The following is a 21,588-nucleotide window of genomic DNA, read 5'->3' on the forward strand; positions in this document are numbered from 1 at the left end:
TTATATATTGCCTCCTACTTTACGAAATAAATCCAGTGAAACAACGAGCCTATTACTTTTCCAAGTACAAGAGCAACGAGTAAAACAACAATCTTCCCCTCTACCCCTACTCGTTTCGCTAAAATAGGTAGAACATTTAACACTTCCGTTAATGCGGCAGCGAGCATTCCAATGAATGTACCACAAAATATTCCTAATATAACAAGCCAATATTGCGACGTTTGAAATGTAATGTTTTTCAAACTACACCAAGCTCCTGTTAACGTACCTGCAATAACTGCCCACTCAAAATATTGAATGTGCTTTCCACTTCTCGTTAATTGAGCTAGACGAGGGATTATACCAAGTACAGCTAAAAACGCAACATATCCGCTACCTACAGCAATTCCTCCTGCTAAAGCAATTAAAATAACGAATCCAGACTCAATCATCGGTAAGTTGTTTCATATTATCCTTGTTTTCATGAACAATTACATATTGGTCAAGTGATTGCTGGTATTGGAACATCTCCACTTCTAACGGACTCGGCTCTTCATTAATACGCTTTTGAAATACATGATTAAAAAATAAAACCATGCCTAGCCCAAGACCTAATGAATAAGGAATTTGAAATAAAAGTGGTTGCGCCTTAAATTCTCCCGTAATCATGTAATATAACCGTTGGTGCACTTGTTGCATGCTTACATCTTCATGAAAATATATGATGGCAAGAGCTGCTCCAATGAAAAGTAACAACCATACAAGTCCGAAAAAAATCGGATGTACTTTCTTTTTTTCATATATAATTTCAACAAGAGTTTGTCCAGAACCGAGTAAATTAATTTGTATATGAGCGGTTTTTCGCCTAATAATCTCAATTATTTTCATAACATCAATTACAACATGCGTTTTATCACGCGCTGTAATTTTATAAATTACCTCATCCTGTAACGACTGAACTACTGCAGCATCTCCGGCAAGTTGAGCAACATCTCCCAGCTTTACTTCATACGTAGGAGAAACTTTTAATCGATTACGCATTTTAATATAAATTGTTTGTTCCAATTTCCATTCACCTCTTCACTCTTCCTCGTAGTTGTAGTATGGTTATTCAATTTTTTTCTAATACAATTTTTTCATAAAAAAACATCTGTACCATTTCGGTACAGATGTTTTTTAGTTTATGCTTTTTTCTTAAATAAATTTGCAATGCTTAATGCGAGCCCTCCCCAAATGACTACTATTCCAATAACCATCATCATAATCGCTGATCCACTCATTATGAAACACCTCGATCTTTCCATTCTTTTTCAAGCTTAGCAGAATCTGAATGTATTTGTGCATTCCATTTCTTTAAACTAATGATTAGCGCAATGATAAGGAACGCTGCTGCAATTGACCAACCATATGTTACGACAAACTCCGTTGGGTAACCTCCATAGTTCTTTTTAATATTTTGGATTGTACCATCAATTAACATGTACCCTAACATAAGCGGAGTAATAACGAGTAAACTCACTCTCCAAAACGTCCCTAACTTAATATCAGATACGAAGTTTGCGTGATTTTGATAAACTGGTAAACGACGTAAAATGAGTCCTATCGTAACTACTTCCGCTAGAGCAATTGTAATTAATCCGAAGTTATTAGCGAAGTAATCCACAACATCTAGGAACATAAGCCCGCCACGTGTCGCAAAAACGAGAGAAACGAGTACGAGAAGCGTCCCCATAATTCCAATTGTTTTTTGGCGACTTAAGCTGAACTTTTCAGATACAGCAGCAAAACATACTTCCGCAAGCGAGATGAGGGATGTAATTCCGGCAACCGTTAATGATAAGAAAAATAATACGCCAAATAAAGGTGACATCGGTAATTCATTAATAATTTGCGGGAATACTACGAACGCAAGCCCTACACCAGCACTTGCCACTTTATCAACTGGTACTCCCATATTATTTGCCATAAATCCAAGAGCCGCAAAGACCCCAATCCCTGCTAATAATTCAAATCCTGAGTTTGCAAATCCAGTAATAAAGGCATTATTTGTTGTATCTGAGTTTTTCGGTAAATAACTAGAATACGTAATCATAATTCCAAATGCTAAAGATAAGCTAAAGAAGATTTGACCGTAAGCAGCAAGCCATACTTTTCCGTCAAAAATACGACTCCAATCTGGTTTAAAGAATGCATCTAATCCTTGCATTGCACCTTCCATCGTCACTGCACGAACTACGATAATAAGGAACATAACAACTAGTAAAGGGATGAAAATACGGTTCACAACTTCGATTCCTTTTTTAACTCCTTTAAAAGCAACACCAAGCACAATAATCCAAACGAGAGCTAGTGGAATTAATACTTCCGGTACGAGCCCTCCAAACTGTCCCGGTTTATCTGCAACATGTAAATACTCTTTAAATAAAAATGATTCCGTATCTTTCCCCCATGCGCCAGTAATTGCAAAATACGTATATGAAATAGACCAAGCAATAATTACTGCATAATATGTTGAAACGATAAATGTTACACACATTTGCCACCAACCGATAAATTCAGCACGCGGATGAATACGGAAGAACGTAAGTGGTGCTGAACCACGGTGACGGTGCCCAAGAGCAAATTCAAACGCCAATAATGAAATACCAGTCGTTAATAATGCGAATAAGTACGGTAAAAAGAATGCGCCTCCCCCATTTTCATACGCCGTATAAGGAAAACGCCATATGTTTCCTAATCCAACGGCAGAGCCGACCGCTGCAAAAATGAATCCAGCCCTCGTTCCCCATTGTTGCCTCGTTTCCATATTTCCTTCCCCCTTTGTGACAAGTTCATAATTGGATTATATTTTAAATTTACTAAATTATCAATAAATTCTGTTAATTTTTAAGAAAGTTTACAATCTCCTCCTATTAAAGTCATAAAAAAAGATCGAATAGATAACTATTCATCTATTCGATCTTTCATCTGTTTTAATATTTTCTTTTCAAGTCTTGAAACTTGCACTTGCGAAATACCTATTCGCTCTGCTACTTCTGATTGAGTTTGGTCTTTATAATAGCGTAAATATACAATTAAACGCTCTCTCTCATCTAATTCTCTAATTGCTTCTTTTAAAGCAATTTTATCAAACCATTTCGTTTCAGATTGATCTGCAATTTGATCTAAAATAGTAATTGGATCTCCGTCGTTTTCATACACCGTTTCATGTATGGATGAAGGGGCACGACTTGCTTCTTGCGCCAGAACCACTTCCTCTGGCGTTAGTTCTAACGCTTCAGCTACTTCATTAATCGTTGGAGCCCTTCCGAATTCTTTCGAAAGCTCATCTCTCATCTTTCGAATTTTGTTTCCTGTTTCTTTTAAAGACCTACTTACTTTCACTGATCCATCATCACGTAAAAATCGTTGTATTTCGCCAATAATCATGGGAACTGCATATGTTGAAAATTTCACGTCGAAAGATAAATCAAATTTATCTACCGATTTTAAGAGTCCAATACATCCAATTTGAAACAAATCGTCTGGTTCGTATCCGCGATTAAGAAAACGTTGCACAACCGACCATACGAGACGCATATTACTTTGAACAATTGTATCTCTTGCTTGTTGATCTCCATCTTGACTTTTTTGAATTAACGCTTTTAGCTCGTGGTCCTTTAACTGAGGTTTCTTCTTCTCATTTTTGACCTCTATGTCCATAGGCTATTCTCCTTAATTGCATAGAGCGTTACTATTTGATAAGTATTTTGTCAAATGGATTGTTGTCCCGAAAGATTCGTTTGAAATAACTTCTACTTCATCCATAAAATTTTCCATGATAGTAAATCCCATTCCGGAACGCTCTAATTCAGGTTTAGTTGTAAAAAGGGGTTGTCTCGCTTCATCTAAATTAAAGATGCCAATCCCTTCATCTCGAATCGTGAGTTTCACCATTGCTTCTTCCAAAATTACAGAAATATAAACAACACCTTCTGCATTTCCTTCGTACCCATGAATAATTGCATTCGTAACCGCTTCTGACACAACTGTTTTAATCTCTGTAAGTTCTTCCATCGTAGGATCTAGTTGTGCAATGAAAGCAGCTACTGTAACGCGAGCGAACGATTCATTTTGACTTAACGCTGAAAATTGAAGGTTCATTTCATTTCTCATTTATGCCACCCCCAACGTCGCGAGCGCATGCGCTTCACTTTCTTCTAAGCGAACAATTTTAAATAAGCCCGACATTTCAAATAAACGTTTAACAGGCGGTGAAATTGCACAAACAACCATTTCTCCACCTAATCCCTTTACATGCTTATATCGGCCTAATATAACACCTAAACCAGAACTATCCATAAACGATAAGTTCTCTAGGCTCAAAACAATATGATGAACACCATGTGTCTCAATCATATCTGTTACTTTCGTTCGCAACTCTTCAGCAGTATGATGATCTAATTCACCCGCTAGCCTCACACATAGGACGTCACGTTTTACTTCTAATTGCATGGAAAGACTCACACGATTTCCTCCTTATGCTCAAACTTTACTCATTTACATACATAAAGATTTTCGTGATACAACATAAGAATCCTTCCTACTGACAAAAGAAGAACTATTTCGCCATAAAGTGAAACCATTCAGCAATTATTTACTTACATACGAATAGAAAAGCGGCAAAATATTTGCCGCTATTTTGATGTTGAAAACATCCCAAAACTTCTTTTAAATAACTCCCACCAGCTCGCTGCAGCAACATCTTCTTTTGCTACAATTGTTTGTTTTAATAAAACATCTTGATCTTTTTTTATAACAAGTGTACCAAGCGCATCGCCCTTTTTAATCGGCGCTTTCACTTTCTTTTCAGCAATTACTTCTTGCTTTACCTTGTCCATATTTTCGCCCTTCTTCATAAGAAGAGATACATTATCTGACGCAACTAAATCTACTTTTTCTTTTTTCCCTTTTCCTACTTGGACAGTCTTAATTTTTTCGCCTCGTGTATACAATTTCTTTGTCATATATTGACCAAATGCGTAGTCAAGAAGCTTCGTTACTTGATTGTTCCGTTCTTTCGATGTAGGTGCTCCCATAACAACTGAAATAACACGCATCCCATTCTTTTCAGCCGATGCTGTTAAACAATATTTTGCTTCTGTCGTAAAGCCCGTTTTTACACCATCTACTCCAGGATAAAAACGCACTAACTTATTCGTATTAACGAGCCAAAACTTCTTATCCGTATCTTCACGTAAATAGTCTTCGTATTTTCCTGTGTATTTGCGAATAAGTGGGTACTTCATCAATTCTTTCGCCATTATAGCCATATCATTTGCTGTGGAATAATGATCTTTAGCCGGAAGACCTGTCGGATTTTGAAAATGAGTATTTTTCAGTCCTAAATCTTTCGCTTTTTTGTTCATCATATTTACAAAACCTTCTTCTGAACCAGCGATATGCTCTGCTACTGCAACAGACGCATCATTTCCAGATGCAATTGCAATACCCTTTAGCATTTCATTTACGGTCATCTCTTCTCCAGGCTCTAAAAAGATTTGTGATCCACCCATTGAAGCTGCATGCTCACTTGCTCTCACTTTATCGGTCAGTTTTAGTTTTCCTTTTTCAACTTGTTCCATAATTAATAGCATTGTCATAATCTTCGTCATACTAGCAGGCGGTAATTTCTCATTTGGATTTTTATCAAACAAAACTTTACCTGTATCTTGTTCAATTACGATTGCTGACGACGCTTGTTCTGCTAACTTCGGCGTTGTTTCTTCTGTTTTATCCTGCTTCGTCTTCTCAGATTGTGCGAAACTAACTGAAGTACCAGAAAGCAATAACATGAAACAAACAAGTATTCCAAAAACTCGCTTCATGACTAACCCTCCATTCTATATCAAACCTATTTTTTCCAATTCACTGTTTTTTAATACCATATTTTTCTAACATTTTCAGTTGACAAACACATTCATCACCTTTATTGTATTAAGTGTATTACTCGCAATAGTACACTTAATACAAGTTAGAAAGGAGACATTGCTCTTGCATATTCAACTTGATCCAAGAAGCAACACTCCGATATGGGAACAAATTGTTCAAAATATAAAAGAACTCGTATTAAAGAACATGTTAGCTCCAAGTGACAAACTACCTTCTGTACGAGAACTCGCTTCTTTACTCGTTATCAATCCAAATACAGTGAGTAAAGCGTATCAAGAGTTAGAGCGACAAGGGATTATTGAAACATTACGAGGAAAAGGAACATTTGTATCCCAATCGATTACCCCAACATTAGACGAAAGGAAAATCGCTATGGTTGAAAAGCAATTTCATCAATTACTATTAGAAGCCTCTTATCTTGGTGTTACGAAAGATAAAATTCATGATTGGATAGATTCATACTATAAAGAGATTGGAGGAAGTTCGGATGCTGAAAGTGACAAGCCTGAAGAAAATAATTGATAATCAAACAATTTTAGACGATGTTTCTTTCACATTACATAGAGGAAGTATCATCGGATTACTCGGAAGAAACGGCGCGGGGAAAACAACTTTATTACGAACGATGGTCGGCATTTTAGACCCTGATGCAGGGACTGTTACATATGAATATACAAACATTCATCAATGTCCTGAAATAAAGCAAAAAATCGTATATGTTCCGGATTCTACTAACATATTGAACGGATATACAATAAAAGAAATTGTAAAGTTTTATAAAGCAGTTTATACCGCATTTGATGAAGCATATTTCTATGAACTGTTAGAACGTTTTAACTTACCAAACAAACGAATTCGTAGCTATTCAAAAGGCATGAAAGCACTGCTTGCAATTATTTTAGCTGTTTCTACAAAAGCAGAATATATCATTTTAGATGAACCGACAAATGGACTTGATCCTATCGTGAAAAGGCAGATTTTACAGTTTCTCGTTGGAGAAGTTGCAGAAAAAGAAATTACCATTTTCATCTCCACTCACCATTTAGATGAAGTGGAACAAATTGCAGATACAATCATTATATTAAAAGGCCATACTATAGCTTCTATTACATCACTAGACGATGCAAAATCACGATTTGCCAAAATACAAGTTGCTTACGAACGTTCATTACCTCAAAAACTAGAAAACTTAAGCAATATTAAAATATTAAATCAAACAGGAAAAGTATATACAATCTTAATCGAGGGAAATGTAGCTACAACACTGGAAAAGTTTTATAAAGAACAACCACTGCTCATTGAAGAATTGACAATGTCGCTTGAAGATGTCTTCGTTACGACACTGGAGGAGGATGGGTATGTTTCATAAGGCGTTATGGATGTGGAATTGGAAGCGCGGAAAATATGCTGTGTTACTATTCTTCTTTAGTTCGTTTTACTTGTTACCTTTTGGCTACTATAGAAGTGCTCAGCAACAACTTGATGCGTATTATGAATTACAAGAAAAGGGGAAACAGTATTATTATTTTTATATTTTTTCTTCAGGAGAAAGTAATAGTTTTTGGTTAACTATTCTTATTATCGCTTTAGCCTGCTTATTGATAGGATGGGAACGCAGCTACCAATCTAATACACTACTTATGACATTGCCATTTAAAAGAAAAGATGTTTTCTTATCAAAATGGGCTTTCGGTTCATTTTGTATTGTGGGCTCATTACTTATCAATTGGGTTCTTATGTATGTTATTTATAGAACAACGATTCATTTTGATTATCAATCTTTTAGTCCGTTTCATCGATACTTTCTTTATGCGATAGTTTCTTATGTTGCAGTCTATACAGCTTCCTTATGTATCGGTACTTTTACTGGAAGCATCGTTTCGCAGATTATTTTTTGTGTTCCATGGTTACTAGCAGGGGTTACATTTATTACATTACTATACACTTTTACAACTAACCATTTATACGCTGCAAATATTAAAAATGAAAACTTATATCGACAACTTTATGAAATCAATCAAAAAACAAATACAGCTGCACCAATTAGTCATTTTTCTATCAATTATTACTATGATCCGGAATCCCGTAAGATCGAGAACAATCCAACTGCTTTAAGAGATCCAGCATCTCATATATATTATTCAGCAAAATCAATGTTAGTTCCGATTTTTTATACATTAGTTTACTTACTACTTGGAACATATTTATATACAAGATCACCAAATGAAAACACTCAGAAGATATTTATGTTCCAAAAGAGTTTACCGATATGGATATGGGGCTCAACCATTTACTTTGCATTACTAGGCGGCTATAAAATAAACCATTTTAATTTCCTACCTAGTTACTATATCGGTTTGTTTCTAACCGGAATCATTACTTATGTTATATTATCACGCCTAACAAATTATAAAGTTTTTTAAAGGAGAGATCCTATGTTTCAAAAAGCACTGTGGCTAAGAACGTATCAACAAAGTAAATATGTTGTATGGTTATTTTGGCTCGTCAGCTTCTATACTTTGTCATATCAATACTATATGACTTCTATTCAAGAGCAACAATTTCTAAATGACAATAAAAAGTGGAACTATGTATATCATTACCATTTTGATTTAACACTTCTAGATTCTGTTCTGCTGTTAGGTAGTGTACTTATCGTTCTAGCTTGTACGTTAATTGGATGGGAAAGACAAAATAACGCTAGCGACTTGTTATGGTCTATGCCCTTTAAACGTTCGCACCTTTATATAACAAAGTGGTTATTTGGAATCTGTAATATCGTCGCAGTTGTCATTTTAAACTGGGGGCTATTTGCTATTATGAAAAAGTTAACTTTTCATAATAAATATCAAGTATTCTCTCCCTTTCATAGTTATTTTATATACATGTTAATTGTATTAATCGCTATTTATACAATTACCTTATGTGTAGGTACAATTACAGGGAATATTATATCGCAAGGATTTCTCACTACAACTATATTAATCTTTCCAGCTTTACTTCCATCACTTATCTCCGGAGTCATTGCTGTTCACTCAAACACTGAATTTCATGAAGACAACAGCCTTATACATGATGTGATGGAAAACATACGTATCTCTAGCCCAGCAGAAGATTTTCGTATTTACTTTAATTATGATCCACAGAGCGCTTATACTGATCAAAATGGAGTACGTCATAACGAACCAAACTTTACAAAGATTCCACCGGCAAAAACATTGATTGGACCTATTGCACATATTATTCTTTTATTACCACTCGGTATATATTTATATGCCCGTTCAATCAATGAGCGAAATGGTAACTATCTATTATATCCAAAGTTACAAAAGTTAGTAATGGCATGCGCTATTTTCTTTGGTGGGATTGTTGGAGGTTTAATACTAAGTCGAGCGCACTCATTGTCCAGCTTTTACATCGGATTTTTAGTAACTAGTTTCATTACGTATTTCTTCCTACCTAAAATATTAAAATGGAAAGTCTCTTGGAATTTTAAATAAAATAGCCTCCTCTCGATGAGGAGGTTATTTCACATTTTCTCTTCTTTTCCCATACTCTTTTTCTTGTTTCGTTCCAAACCCGTCACCATTTGCGACAATTTGATCTGTTGGAGCAACTATACTTTCAGCAATTCTCCATTCTCCACCTTGTTGAATAAACACTTGCATAAAATAATTCATTCCATTTAATTGATACGGATTTTCTTTTTTTACTTCATAACGCGCTGCAACATAATACACTTGCACATTCTCAGCCTCAAACTTAGAAATATATTGTGATAATCTCGGGATGTACTGTGATGCTTTCTGAAGTGGAAGTTGTTTTACTTTTACAAGAGAAGATTTCGTTACATTGCTTATCGTATCTTCATGCCGAATGTTATCACTGTGATGAAATAAAATAGCATTCTGCATAGAGCGAATCCATAGTTTTGAATATAAAACAGGTTGCTTATTTGAAATATGTTGTAATTCTTTTTGAACGACTTGAAGAGGTGTTGCGGCATCCGCGAATTGATGAAAGCAGAAAAAACTTCCAATCATAATGAAAAGCGTACAAATACGTTTCATTATTTTTCACTCCGATTCTTTTTAATTAAAGTATTGGAGTTTCAAAATGTTTTTATTCAAAAGAAAAAGGATAGGAAAGCTGTCGCTCCCTATCCTCATTTATTATAATACGCGGCCAAATAGCTCTAACACCATTTCTATTTCTTGGTCGCTCCAACCTTTAAATCTCTCTTTATAATATTCTTTTCGTACAGCTTCTAGTTTTTCAGTTACTTCTCTTCCGTGTTCTGTAATTTCTAAGTACACGATACGACGATCTGAATTAGAACGTTTTCTTTCTACTAATCCTTTTCGTACAAGACGATCTGTAACAGCTGTAATATGACTGGAGGTTACGTTTACTTCACTCGCAATTTGCGAAGCCATCTGTGGACTGTTTAAAAATAACGCGCGTAATACAGAAAATTCATTATATGGCATATGTTCTGCAAAACGTGTATTAATATCATTTTGTAATAAACGTATCATCTTTCGAAATGATCCGGATAACTCTAAAATCAGTGTTTCTCTTTTTTCGTTCACTAGCCTCGTCCCTTTTTTATCATATTTACACATATTATAATCTATAAATACCCTCGTTGTATATGCTTTCTTTCTTTAACATTCCCATTTATGTAACTTTTTCATACAAATTTCTTTTTTATTCACACATATACATATAAAAAGGATGGTGATGGAAGATGCAAGGTGGAATGAATCCTTATTTACACAATGTACGCACAGCTAATACTGGTAAAGAAGCGACTATTACTGTACAAGGTGAGGGTATTGTCAAAGCGAAACCAAATGTCGTTATACTAACACTTGGCATTCGAACTGATAGTAAAAATGTGAAACAAGCGCAAGAAGAAAATGCAGTACAATCAAAACAATTGCTGGATGCACTTAAACAGCTTGGTATCGCTGATAAAGATATAGAAACGATTTCTTATACGATCACTCCTCAATACGAGTATGTAAATGATAAAGCATTACTACAAGGATATCGGGTGGAACATTTGTATGAAATTACCGTTTTAAATGTACAAAAAGCAGGGGAAGTATATGATATAGCCGTTTCAAATGGAGCAAACGTAGCAAAAGGTTTACGGTTTCGAATATCTCACCCAAATAAATATTATGAGCAAGCTCTCATTCAAGCCCTGCAACAAGCTGTAGAAAAAGCTCGTGCTATTGCGAGTACATACAATTTAAACATTAATCCCGTTCCACTCTCATTCGTTGAAGAATCTGCTCAATTACCAAGGGAAGTCGCGTCCTATGCTACTTTACATGCACAAGCAGCTCCTCCCATTCAATCGGGAGAATTAGAGATCATTTCTACAATACGGGCGATTTTTACGTATTTATAAATAATTTCATTTATAAGTAAACGTTATCATTTTCCTTGTTGTAAAAACATGATGTTCTGATATAATAAAGGACGGTGAGCTCTTACGAAAGAGATATCACGGGTGGGAGAGGGATATGAAAAAGAAGGTTTAACATGAAAGGAATACTTGAAAGAACATTTAAATTAGGTTTACACGAAACATCACCAAAACAAGAAGTTTTAGCTGGAGTTACGTCATTTTTTACGATCGTATATATTATGATTGTAAATGCATCCATTTTATCCGATGCTGGCATTCCTCTTGAAGCTGGAATTTTAGCAACTGTTTTCAGTTCATTTGTCGGATGTCTGCTCATGGCATTTTGGGCAAATGCACCTGCTATTCTTGTCCCTGGTATGGGTGTAAATGCATTCTTCACGTACACTGCTGTCCATACGCTCGGATTAACTTGGCAGGAAGCATTAGCAGCTGTCTTCATCTCTGGTATTATTTTTGCAATTGCTGCGTTTACACCAATCGCTCGCGTGCTTTCAGTATCGATTCCAAAGTCACTAAAGGAAGCTATCACTGTCGGCATCGGATTATTTTTAGCATTTATCGGATTGCAAAAAGGTGGTTTAGTCGTTTCGAATCCAAATACTGCTGTTGCAATGGGTAAATTAAGTAGCCCTGTCGTTCTTGCGACCGTGCTTACTCTTATCGTTGCACTCGTATTATTTATTCGTAACGTACGTGGAAACTTTTTATGGACGATTGCAATAGGAACTGGTATTGCATGGCTGTTTGGCCTTGTTGATACAAGTCAAATCGGAAATAGTTCATTCTCATTCGCTAATTACGGCGATGTGTTTGGGGCTATGTCATTTGGCAAACTTTCTTCCTTACCATTTTGGATTGCAACATTCTCCTTAAGCATGGTGCTTATTTTTGAGAACATGGGACTTCTGCACGGTTTATTAGAAGATGACCGTAAATTCCCACGTGCTTACCAAGCCAATGCAATTTCAGCAATGACATGTGGTCTATTTGGCACAAGCCCTACCGTATCAACAGTAGAGAGTGCCGCAGGTATTACTGCAGGCGGAAAGACAGGTCTGACGTCTATCGTTACAGGGTTGTTATTCTTTGCATCACTGTTTGCACTTCCGTTTGTCAAACTAATTCCTGATAGTGCCATTGCACCAATCTTAATTATTATTGGCGGCCTGATGATTACAAGCATTCAACAAATTCCTCTGAACGATTTTTCAGAAGGATTTCCAGCATTCTTAATTATCGTCATGATCCCGCTCACATATAGTATCGCTGATGGCATTGCGTTCGGATTTATTGCTTATCCTATCTTAAAAGTTGCTCTTGGAAAGCGTAAAGAAGTCGCACCGTCTATGTATATCATTACATGCTTATTCTTAGCCATGTTCGTATTACATGCTATTGGTTAAGTAAAAACACCGAGGAATTTTCCCTCGGTGTTTTTTACTTAAACCATCCTTTTTTATAAAACCAAGCCATCATGCCGCCACCAATTAGTGCCATAATAAGTAAACAAATAAAATAACTATATTGTCCACCGAGCTCTGGCATATGCGTAAAGTTCATTCCATATACTCCCGCAATAAATGTTAATGGCATGAAAATAGTCGAGAATACAGTTAATGTTTTCATAATGTTATTCATATGATGCGAGTTTAATGAAAAATAGCTATCTCGAATATCTGCTGTTAACTCCCGGCTTGCTTCAATCATTTCGGTCAATTTAAGCAAATGATCATGTATATCTTTAAAATAAATTTCATGATCACTTATACCGTAAAAACGAGTCGAATTTAAAATACGATACAATAAATCACGCATCGGAATAATTGTACGTCTTAACTTCGATAAATCTGCACGTATATCAAATACTTCTTCTAGTACACTTCCTGCCGTTTCACCCGTTAAATTATCATCAATTGCATTTAAATGATCCTCAATGTAATATACAGGCGCAAAATAGTCATCTACAATTTGATCGATAATTGTATGCGCTACGTGCAGGGGACTATTTTTAATACGCTTCTTTTCTCCAAGCGTTTTCCATACTCTTTCAATTGCATTGTTATGAGAAAAGTGGAAAGAAACAATATAACGATCACTAATAAATAAATCAATCTCGTGAGGTTCTAATCCATCCTCACCAAATGCATGAAGAACTAAAAAGTTATATCCATCATAAAAATCAACTTTTGGCCTCTGTACATATTCTATGCAGTCTTCAATTGCAAGGGGATGGAACTTAAAATGATCTTGCAAAATGTATGTATACTCTTCTTTCGTTGGCTTATATAAATCTAGCCAATACCATACAATATGGTCTTTCTTTGTTTCCTCTAGCGAAACATCATATAATACTTCATCTGTTTTTGTTATTGCACAAATTCTAATCATATTTTCACCCATTATTATTATAAACAAAAAATAGTAAAAAAAGCCAAGGAGAAACACTCCCTGGCCCTTCTTTATTATTCAGTAACGATGCCGTGCACTAATGTTGGTGCATCTACCTGCTCTTTAGAGATCTTCATGTTCTCATAAATTTTTGCTTTTACGTCTTCTACATTTTCACGGTTTGCGTAAATGGTAACAAGGGATTCACCTTTTTTCACGCTGTCCCCTACTTTTTTACGAAGCATTAAGCCAACTGCTAAATCAATTTCAGATTCCTTCGTCGCACGTCCTGCTCCTAAAAGCATTGCTGCTGTTCCGATTTCATCTGCAACGATTTCTGATACATAACCGTCTTCCTTCGCTTCCACTTCAATTTTAAATTGTGCTTGTGGTAATTTAGAAGGATCATCAACAACAGATGCATCGCCGCCTTGCGCTGATAAGAACGTTTTAAATGATTCTAGCGCCTTACCGTTGTTCATTACTTCAATTAATTTCTCACGTGCATCTTCTAGAGATGAAGCTTGTCCAGCAAGGTATACCATTTGACTTCCAAGCGTTAAACATAACTCTTCTAAATCTTTCGGTCCTTTACCTTGTAATGTATCAATTGCTTCTTGTACTTCAAGTGCGTTACCAATAGCCTCACCAAGTGGTTGACTCATATCAGAAATAACAGCCATCGTATTACGACCAACGTTATTACCAATGCGCACCATTGCTTCTGCTAAACGTTTTGCATCTTCATCTGTTTTCATAAATGCACCTGCTCCAGTTTTTACATCAAGAACAATTGCATCTGCACCAGCAGCAATTTTTTTACTCATAATTGAGCTTGCAATAAGCGGAATTGAGTTTACTGTTGCCGTGACATCACGAAGTGCATACAATTTTTTATCCGCAGGTGTTAAGTTTCCACTTTGACCAATAACTGCGATTTTATTTTCATTTACAAGACGCATGAATTCATCATTTTCGATTTCAACATGGAATCCTGGAACTGCTTCTAATTTATCAATTGTACCACCAGTATGTCCTAGACCACGTCCAGACATTTTTGCAACCGGTACACCTAAAGCGGCTACTAATGGACCTAATACAAGTGTTGTTGTATCACCAACGCCACCTGTCGAGTGCTTATCTACTTTTACTCCTTCAATAGCTGATAAGTCGATTGTATCACCGCTATTTACCATTGCCATCGTTAAATCTGCACGTTCTTGATCGTTCATATCTTGGAAGAAAATTGCCATTGCAAGTGAACTTACTTGATAATCAGGAATATCACCATTTGTATATCCTTCAACAATAAAGTTAATTTCTTCTGTCGTTAATGCATGTCCGTCACGTTTTTTTGCAATTAGGTCCACCATTCTCATTGTGAGGTCACCCCTTCATTTGTTTTACGATTGCTTTTACTAATGCTAAGAAGTTAGCTTTAACACGTTCTGTCGTTTCGATTACTTCATCGTGGTGAAGTGGCTGATCTAAAATACCAGCTGCCATATTTGAAATACAAGAAATACCAAGTACTTTCATACCAGCGTGACGCGCTACAATTACTTCAGGTACTGTTGACATACCAACTGCATCTCCACCAAGTGTGCGAAGCATACGAATTTCAGCAGGTGTTTCATATACAGGACCTGTCATTCCAACGTATACCCCTTCTTGTACTTTAATATTTAAGTCTGCTGCAACTTGTTTCGCCATTTCGCGAAGCTCTACTGTATATGATGTAGACATATCAGGGAAACGTACACCCATTTCAGAATCATTTGGTCCGATTAATGGATTTGTACCCATGAAGTTAATGTGATCTGAAATTAACATAAGATCGCCTGGTTCGAATGATGTATTTACACCACCAGCTGCATTTGTTACAACAACTGTTTCTACTCCTAGTTCTTTCATAACACGAACTGGGAATGTTACTTTTTGCATATCATATCCTTCATAGAAGTGGAAACGTCCTTGCATTGCTACTACTGTTACACCTTGAAGTGTACCGAATACTAGTTGACCTGCATGGCCTTCTACAGTGGAAACTGGGAATTCAGGGATTTCACTGTAAGGTACTGTTACTGCATTCTCGATTTCATCCGCTAATACACCTAGTCCAGATCCAAGGATTAGTCCTACTTGTGGTGTCTCTTGAAATTTCTCTTTTAAATATGAAGCTGATTTTGTAATAAGTTCACGATTCATTTGTTTATCCCCCTATTTCTTTAGCTCGTTTAAGAAGCTTGTTCCGTATTCTGGCATTTTCACACCGAAGTTTTCTGCTACAGTTGCACCAATATCAGCAAATGTTTGACGAAGTGGTAACTCTTTTCCGCCTTCTTTCATGCTTGGGCTATATGCTAATAACGGTACATATTCACGTGTATGATCAGTACCATGATGCACTGGGTCATTACCGTGGTCTGCTGTAATTAATAATAGATCATCTTCTTTTAGTTTTTCGAATACTTCTGGAAGACGTGCATCATATTCTTGCAGAGCTTCTCCGTATCCTTGTGGATCACGACGGTGACCGAATAATGCATCAAAGTCAACTAAGTTTAAGAAGCTAAGACCTGTAAAGTCCATATTTAATGTATCTACAAGCTTATCCATTCCATCCATGTTAGACTTCGTACGAAGTGATTCAGTTACCCCTTCACCATCATAGATGTCAGAGATTTTACCGATAGCAATCACATCATAATCACTATCTTTTAATTCATTCATTACTGTACGGCCGAATGGTTTTAATGCATAGTCATGACGGTTCGGTGTACGTGTAAAGTTTCCAGGCTCCCCAACGAATGGACGAGCAATAACACGGCCTACCATGTACTTCTCATCTAACGTTAATTCACGTGCAATTTTACAAATTTTATATAACTCATCAAGCGGCACTACTTCTTCGTGTGCTGCGATTTGTAGTACGCTATCAGCAGAAGTGTAAACAATTAAAGAGCCTGTTTCCATTTGTTCTTGACCAAGTTCATCAAGAATTTCAGTTCCAGAAGCTGGTTTATTACCGATGATTTTACGGCCTGTTTTTTCTTCTAATTCATCAAGTAATTCTTTTGGGAATCCTTCTGGGAACACTTGGAATGGTGTATCAATGTAAAGACCCATGATTTCCCAGTGGCCTGTCATTGTATCTTTACCAGTAGATTTTTCTTGCATTTTTGTATAATATCCAAGTGGTTTTTCTACTTTAGAGATGCCTTTCATTTCACGAATGTTACCAAGACCTAATTTCACCATGTTAGGCATTTGTAACCCATTCATATGTTCAGCAATGTGACCAATTGTGTCAGATCCTAAATCACCAAATTGTTCAGCATCTGGTGCTTCACCGATTCCAACAGAGTCCATTACGACTAGGAATATACGTTTATATTTATTCATAACTGCGACCTCCTATAAGTTCAGTTCTACTTCTTGTAGTATGTTCAAAACGCTATAAAGTGAAACTGTTCTCCATAAGAATTATCTTTCGTTCTCATTATCAAACAGTACTTCTTTAAATCATTCTCTAACCTATTTCGTTTACCTTGAAACGACTCAAAAACATTTCTAGTTTTTTCTAAGTCAGATGTCAGACATCTGATACTGATATCATAACATGTTTACGCTTTCTTTTTAATACATTTTCGTAGAATTTCTCATTTTCTTCACACTTCTATTGTAATCCATTATGCACAGAAGTGCTAATCATTTTATGATTTATTTCTTCATATAAAGTGAAATTTTAATCAGTAGCGGTTTTGTTCTTTCCCACTAATCATTTTCAGAATAAAAATAAAAAAAGCAGCTCTAAAGAGCTACCTTTTTATTTTACTTCTACTGTTTCTTCTTTATGTTCATGCAATTCGCCTTTTTTAACATGAACTTTCACTTTGTAAGAACCCTTTTCTTTGAAAGTATGTTTCGTTTCATACTCCCCTTTATTTCCTTCTTTTGCTGGAATGAATTCGTGTTTTTCCACACCATCTTTCCAAATTTCAAGTTGTACTTCAGCACCAGTTAAAGCTTCTTCTTTTTGTTTTAAATGAACTTTCATTGTTGATTCAGCATTTGCTTTTATGTCACCAGCCATAAGGTGAATCATTGTATCGCTTTTATGATCACCATGTCCTGCACCATGATCACTATTTTCTTTTTTCGCATCTTCTACTTTCGCATTTCCTACAGCCACTTTTACTTCTGGCATAACATGCATTTCACGCGCATTTGTGTGAGCGATAATATGGTATACGCCATCCGTCTCGAACGTTTTCTCTACAGCATAAACACCCTTTCCTTTATGCTTACCTTCTAGCATCTCGTGCTTTTCGTCGCCAGCTTTCCAAATTTCAAACTTTACATCATCAGCATCTGTTACCTTTTCTTTTCCTTGTGTAACAAGTGCTTGTACTTCTGTTTTTTCACCAGGTTTAATTTCTTTCGGATTTGTTTGAACTGCTACTTTTACAGCTTCTAGTTTCTGTTCTTTTTTCGGTTCTTCTTTGTTTGTATTACAGCCAGCCAATGCTAGCATCGCGATAAATAAAGTCATAATAAGTTTTTTCATCATCATTTCCTCCTTCATACTTTATTTAGTATAGAGGAAATACATTGTAATATTCTAGTCTTCTGCTGAAAACAATGTACGAAATGTTTGTGAAGTTTCTGTGAAGTGCTATAGCCTTTTGAATCTATGAAAAAAGAGCATAGTACCTATGCTCTCGGATGAAACTGTTTATATACATCTTTTAATCTAGTTTTTGAAACATGCGTATAAATTTGTGTCGTTGAAATATCTGCATGTCCAAGCATTTCTTGCACAGCACGTAAGTCTGCTCCATTTTCTAATAAATGCGTAGCAAAAGAATGACGCAATGTATGAGGTGTAAGCTCTTTTTCAATATTTGCTTCTTTCGCTAATCGTTTTAAAATTTTCCAAAATCCTTGTCTTGATAATCGATTGCCATGATGGTTTAAAAAGAGTGCATCTACTACTTTTTTCCCCATCAATTCTCTTCTTCCCTTTTCAATATACTTTTGAATCGCTTCCGTCGCTAAACTTCCTAGTGGAATAATTCTTTCTTTATTCCCTTTCCCTATGCATCGAACAAATCCCATCGTTAAATGTACATCTTCTAAATTTAATGCAATTAATTCTGAAACACGAAGTCCTGTTGCATACAATAACTCTAGCATCGCTTTATCACGAACCCCAAAAGCGCTCGTCATTTTTGGTGTCTGCAGTAACGCCTCTACTTCATCAACTGACAATACTTTCGGTAATTTCCGTTCTCCTTGCGGCGTTTCAATATGTACGGATGGATCGTGCTCTACCGCTCGTTCACGAAGTAAAAATTGGTGAAACGAACGAATCGATGCAATATGACGTGCTAATGTTTTCGAAGATTTTCCGTTTTCTTTTAAGTGCTGCAGAAAGTTAACAATGTGCAAGCGTGTCACTTCGTGAAAGCTTTTCGCTTGTTCTACATTTTGCAAATACTTTACATAACTTTTTAAATCACGTTCATAAGATACTACTGTATTTTTCGCTAGTCCTTTTTCAACAACCATATAATGAATAAAATCTTTTAATTGATCTTCCAATCTACACTACTCCCCATTTTCATAGAAAAACATCATTCTATTTACGAAAGCATCCTTTGCCGGCTCTTCATTCCCTGATACTTTTTCTACAGTCTCTTCTTTTGGCTTTTCATAACGATGATAGCTTTCATATTCTTCATTTATCCATAGTATAGCGAAATAAAACAAAATCGTACAACTTGTAAATAATAAAAATACTTTTATCCCATCAAAAGTTAATTTTAAAGCTCGGCGCATTGTAAATTCCTCCAAAATATAAGTTATTACAACATATGCCAAGCTTTCACCAATTTATACCTTATTCAAATAAAAAACCTCTTCCTAGTTAAATAGGAAAAGGTTATTTTTCATCCGTTTCATTTTCTTGACAATTTTTACAAATCCCATGGAATGTTAAACGATGATCCTTCACCTTAAAGCTCCAGTCATGTTCTACTTTCCTTTCCACTTCACCAAGTAAATCTTCTTGTATTTCTTGTACAGCACCACATTGTGTACAAATCAAATGATGGTGGAAACGCTGCGCACCTTCTTGGCGTAAGTCATAGCGTGAAACACCGTCTCCGAAGTTAATCTTATCGACAACTTTTAACTCAGATAATAGTTCTAAAGTTCGATAGACGGTTGCTAATCCGATCTCTGGCGACTTTTCTTTTACAAGGAGGTAAACATCTTCTGCGCTTAAATGATCTTCTTCATTTTCTAGCAGCACACGAACTGTTGCTTCACGTTGCGGTGTTAATTTGTAGCTCGCTGCATGTAATTGCTTCTTAATTCGTTCAATTCTTTCTTCCATTCGGTACTACTCCCTCCTCGCCACTCTTACACCATTATATCAGAAGAAGGGCTTCTGTCAAAAGAAAAACAATAAAAACAAATTGATAATTATTCTCATAAAGTATTTATTGTTTATTAATAGCCTCAACGACTTCTTTCATTAAAACTGGTGATGCATAAGCCTCTACACTGGAAGCAAGAGCTAACACCGCTCCAATTACAAGAAAGAAGCATGTATAACGGATCAATAATGGTAATAGCGGCTCAGTTATTTTTCGGATAAATTGATGCCTAATCATGCGTAAGGAAAAACTTGCGGCAATTGTTGTCATAACGAGAAATACTGGGATGATAATGAGATTTTGTGGCAATACAGAAACGAATGCTAATAATAATCCATTCCATCCATGCTGACTTACTAAGAAACCTACTGTAAATCCGACAACTACTCCTTTTGCAAATAATAAAATAAAAATGAGTGGCAATCCAATAATTGAAATCCCTAAAATCCAAATAAATCCAATGTATTTTAATTGTGAAAAGTAACTTTCTCGAAACATTTCGCCTGCAATAGCAAATTCTCCTTTAGAAACTTGTCCAAAAAAACGTTGCAAATAAAATGATAAATCTTGTTTTTGATTTAATTGTAAACTATTTACAAGAATTGCTCCAAATATTACTCCCATCAATAACAAAACAGCGTTAAATATATATAATGAAGAGTTTTCCTGTATGTGAGACATTACACGGTCTTGCCAAGTTTTTCTCCACATTTTTCTTCCCTCCGTTCACACTCTTACTAAAAATGTATGAAAGAAAGAAAAAAGTATGACGAATTAACATTGAAATTCCGCTCTACTTTGCTAAACTAAAAAGTAGAGAATAGGAGGGATTTCTCTTGAAACCATTATTATTAGATTTTCCAACATTATTTCAAACTGAACGCTTACAGGTTCGTAAGCCATTTCCAGGTGATGGTGCAGAAGTGTATGAAGCAATACAAGCTTCTCTAGAAGACTTAGTACCGTGGATGCCAATTAACGCTGAAACAGAAGAAAGTGCTGAAGAAATCGTTCGTAACGCTCACGGACAGTTTTTACTTCGTGAAACACTTGATTTTCACTTATACGATAAAGTATCTGGTACATTCATCGGAGCTATAACGCTCAAGCCTGAAAACTGGGATATTCCAAAGTTTTCACTTCACTTCTGGCTACATAGCGCTTATACAAAACAAGGCTATATGACCGAAGCTGTGAAAGGTGCCATTCAATTTGCCTTTGATAAGCTAAGCGCTCGAAGAATTGAAATTCGTATTGATGCAACAAATACAAATGCATGTAACTTAGCAGAACGTTTAGAATTTATTCTAGAAGGTACAATGGAAAATGATTTCATAGCACCAGATGGTAGCTTACGTGATGCACGCGTATATGCAAAAATTAATTAAAAACACTCGCCTT

Annotated in this window: 26 protein-coding genes; 7 read left to right on the top strand and 19 right to left on the bottom strand. The window is 35.9% G+C overall.

The genetic code is table 11. The features are described from left to right. Nucleotides 1–14 precede the first annotated feature (14 nt). From spoVAB to dacF, 8 genes are all read right to left on the bottom strand, one after another. A complete protein-coding gene (gene spoVAB / locus PDQ40_RS11200) occupies nt 15–431 on the bottom strand; it encodes a stage V sporulation protein SpoVAB (protein WP_000572932.1) in 417 nt (138 codons plus the stop codon). After that, nucleotides 424–1,044 carry a stage V sporulation protein SpoVAA gene (gene spoVAA, locus PDQ40_RS11205; protein ID WP_000438355.1) on the bottom strand — a complete coding sequence of 207 codons (621 nt, stop codon included), beginning with the start codon at nt 1,042–1,044 and terminating at the stop codon, nt 424–426. Before spoVAA ends, spoVAB begins: the two co-directional genes overlap by 8 nt. Nucleotides 1,045–1,160: 116 nt before the next feature. Then, complete coding sequence (locus PDQ40_RS11210; protein WP_000016826.1) at nt 1,161–1,259, bottom strand: methionine/alanine import family NSS transporter small subunit; 99 nt, start codon at nt 1,257–1,259, stop codon at nt 1,161–1,163. Next, a complete protein-coding gene (locus tag PDQ40_RS11215) occupies nt 1,259–2,785 on the bottom strand; it encodes a sodium-dependent transporter (protein WP_000450064.1) in 1,527 nt (508 codons plus the stop codon). Before PDQ40_RS11215 ends, PDQ40_RS11210 begins: the two co-directional genes overlap by 1 nt. Before the next feature lie 137 nt (nt 2,786–2,922). Continuing rightward, nucleotides 2,923–3,681, bottom strand: a complete 759-nt coding sequence (sigF, locus tag PDQ40_RS11220) for an RNA polymerase sporulation sigma factor SigF (protein WP_000350729.1) — start codon at nt 3,679–3,681, stop codon at nt 2,923–2,925. Nucleotides 3,682–3,693: 12 nt separating this feature from the next. Next, nucleotides 3,694–4,134: an anti-sigma F factor gene (gene spoIIAB / locus PDQ40_RS11225; protein ID WP_001243400.1), complete on the bottom strand. Its 441-nt coding sequence runs from the start codon at nt 4,132–4,134 to the stop codon at nt 3,694–3,696. Continuing rightward, the gene (gene spoIIAA, locus PDQ40_RS11230) at nt 4,135–4,485 is read right to left on the bottom strand and encodes an anti-sigma F factor antagonist (RefSeq protein WP_000059133.1); all 351 of its coding nucleotides are present in this window, start codon (nt 4,483–4,485) and stop codon (nt 4,135–4,137) included. A gap of 170 nt (nt 4,486–4,655) precedes the next feature. Then, complete coding sequence (dacF, locus tag PDQ40_RS11235) at nt 4,656–5,846, bottom strand: serine-type D-Ala-D-Ala carboxypeptidase DacF (RefSeq protein ID WP_000831986.1); 1,191 nt, start codon at nt 5,844–5,846, stop codon at nt 4,656–4,658. Between the two features lie 166 nt (nt 5,847–6,012). Here dacF and PDQ40_RS11240 point away from each other — a divergent pair, with 166 nt between their 5' ends. Genes PDQ40_RS11240 through PDQ40_RS11255 form a run of 4 tightly spaced genes read left to right on the top strand, consistent with a single transcriptional unit; the run spans nt 6,013 to nt 9,410 of the window. Next, a complete protein-coding gene (locus tag PDQ40_RS11240) occupies nt 6,013–6,432 on the top strand; it encodes a GntR family transcriptional regulator (protein WP_000548041.1) in 420 nt (139 codons plus the stop codon). Continuing rightward, nucleotides 6,398–7,279 carry an ABC transporter ATP-binding protein gene (locus PDQ40_RS11245; protein WP_270691415.1) on the top strand — a complete coding sequence of 294 codons (882 nt, stop codon included), beginning with the start codon at nt 6,398–6,400 and terminating at the stop codon, nt 7,277–7,279. The genes PDQ40_RS11240 and PDQ40_RS11245 overlap by 35 nt, the downstream gene beginning before the upstream one ends. After that, nucleotides 7,269–8,333: an ABC transporter permease subunit gene (locus PDQ40_RS11250; protein WP_074539910.1), complete on the top strand. Its 1,065-nt coding sequence runs from the start codon at nt 7,269–7,271 to the stop codon at nt 8,331–8,333. Before PDQ40_RS11245 ends, PDQ40_RS11250 begins: the two co-directional genes overlap by 11 nt. Before the next feature lie 12 nt (nt 8,334–8,345). Then, nucleotides 8,346–9,410 (top strand): ABC transporter permease subunit, encoded by a 1,065-nt coding sequence (locus PDQ40_RS11255; protein ID WP_000486552.1) that lies wholly within the window; start codon nt 8,346–8,348, stop codon nt 9,408–9,410. Between the two features lie 24 nt (nt 9,411–9,434). Here PDQ40_RS11255 and PDQ40_RS11260 read toward each other — a convergent pair whose 3' ends face one another. Both PDQ40_RS11260 and PDQ40_RS11265 read right to left on the bottom strand, forming a co-directional pair. Continuing rightward, on the bottom strand, nt 9,435–9,980 hold the full coding sequence (locus PDQ40_RS11260; protein WP_000820919.1) for a hypothetical protein: 546 nt from the start codon (nt 9,978–9,980) through the stop codon (nt 9,435–9,437). Nucleotides 9,981–10,082: 102 nt separating this feature from the next. Further along, nucleotides 10,083–10,502 carry a MarR family winged helix-turn-helix transcriptional regulator gene (locus PDQ40_RS11265; RefSeq protein WP_001003315.1) on the bottom strand — a complete coding sequence of 140 codons (420 nt, stop codon included), beginning with the start codon at nt 10,500–10,502 and terminating at the stop codon, nt 10,083–10,085. A gap of 158 nt (nt 10,503–10,660) precedes the next feature. Between PDQ40_RS11265 and PDQ40_RS11270 the strand changes: the two genes are divergently transcribed. Together PDQ40_RS11270 and PDQ40_RS11275 are read left to right on the top strand one after the other, a co-directional pair. Then, the gene (locus PDQ40_RS11270; protein ID WP_001161441.1) at nt 10,661–11,332 is read left to right on the top strand and encodes an SIMPL domain-containing protein; all 672 of its coding nucleotides are present in this window, start codon (nt 10,661–10,663) and stop codon (nt 11,330–11,332) included. Between the two features lie 134 nt (nt 11,333–11,466). Then, nucleotides 11,467–12,756: an NCS2 family permease gene (locus PDQ40_RS11275; protein WP_000676253.1), complete on the top strand. Its 1,290-nt coding sequence runs from the start codon at nt 11,467–11,469 to the stop codon at nt 12,754–12,756. A 34-nt stretch (nt 12,757–12,790) separates the two neighbouring features. Here the strand turns inward: PDQ40_RS11275 and corA are convergent, their stop codons facing one another. The 9 genes from corA to spoIIM all read right to left on the bottom strand — a co-directional run bounded on the left by corA (nt 12,791) and on the right by spoIIM (nt 20,868). Beyond that, on the bottom strand, nt 12,791–13,753 hold the full coding sequence (gene corA / locus PDQ40_RS11280) for a magnesium/cobalt transporter CorA (protein ID WP_001998197.1): 963 nt from the start codon (nt 13,751–13,753) through the stop codon (nt 12,791–12,793). Between the two features lie 62 nt (nt 13,754–13,815). Beyond that, nucleotides 13,816–15,120, bottom strand: a complete 1,305-nt coding sequence (locus PDQ40_RS11285; protein WP_270691416.1) for a pyrimidine-nucleoside phosphorylase — start codon at nt 15,118–15,120, stop codon at nt 13,816–13,818. Nucleotides 15,121–15,127: 7 nt separating this feature from the next. Further along, a complete protein-coding gene (locus PDQ40_RS11290; RefSeq protein WP_001078446.1) occupies nt 15,128–15,949 on the bottom strand; it encodes a purine-nucleoside phosphorylase in 822 nt (273 codons plus the stop codon). A gap of 12 nt (nt 15,950–15,961) precedes the next feature. Then, nucleotides 15,962–17,146, bottom strand: coding sequence for a phosphopentomutase (deoB, locus tag PDQ40_RS11295; protein WP_001046082.1), 1,185 nt, complete (start codon nt 17,144–17,146; stop codon nt 15,962–15,964). A 424-nt stretch (nt 17,147–17,570) separates the two neighbouring features. Beyond that, the gene (locus PDQ40_RS11300) at nt 17,571–18,314 is read right to left on the bottom strand and encodes a FixH family protein (protein ID WP_001993299.1); all 744 of its coding nucleotides are present in this window, start codon (nt 18,312–18,314) and stop codon (nt 17,571–17,573) included. A 143-nt stretch (nt 18,315–18,457) separates the two neighbouring features. Next, on the bottom strand, nt 18,458–19,348 hold the full coding sequence (xerD, locus tag PDQ40_RS11305) for a site-specific tyrosine recombinase XerD (protein WP_000390084.1): 891 nt from the start codon (nt 19,346–19,348) through the stop codon (nt 18,458–18,460). A 6-nt stretch (nt 19,349–19,354) separates the two neighbouring features. Continuing rightward, the gene (locus PDQ40_RS11310; RefSeq protein ID WP_001250432.1) at nt 19,355–19,585 is read right to left on the bottom strand and encodes a YqzK family protein; all 231 of its coding nucleotides are present in this window, start codon (nt 19,583–19,585) and stop codon (nt 19,355–19,357) included. A gap of 103 nt (nt 19,586–19,688) precedes the next feature. Beyond that, on the bottom strand, nt 19,689–20,144 hold the full coding sequence (gene fur, locus PDQ40_RS11315; RefSeq protein WP_000392655.1) for a ferric iron uptake transcriptional regulator: 456 nt from the start codon (nt 20,142–20,144) through the stop codon (nt 19,689–19,691). 106 nt (nt 20,145–20,250) lie between these two features. Continuing rightward, the gene (gene spoIIM, locus PDQ40_RS11320) at nt 20,251–20,868 is read right to left on the bottom strand and encodes a stage II sporulation protein M (RefSeq protein WP_223290733.1); all 618 of its coding nucleotides are present in this window, start codon (nt 20,866–20,868) and stop codon (nt 20,251–20,253) included. A 155-nt stretch (nt 20,869–21,023) separates the two neighbouring features. On the opposite strand from spoIIM, the gene PDQ40_RS11325 reads away from it, so the two are divergent. Beyond that, a complete protein-coding gene (locus PDQ40_RS11325) occupies nt 21,024–21,575 on the top strand; it encodes a GNAT family N-acetyltransferase (RefSeq protein WP_000803491.1) in 552 nt (183 codons plus the stop codon). The last annotated feature ends 13 nt before the right edge of the window (nt 21,576–21,588 follow it).

It is taken from the genome of Bacillus cereus group sp. Bc061 (assembly GCF_027715825.1).
Lineage (GTDB): Bacteria > Bacillota > Bacilli > Bacillales > Bacillaceae_G > Bacillus_A > Bacillus_A paranthracis.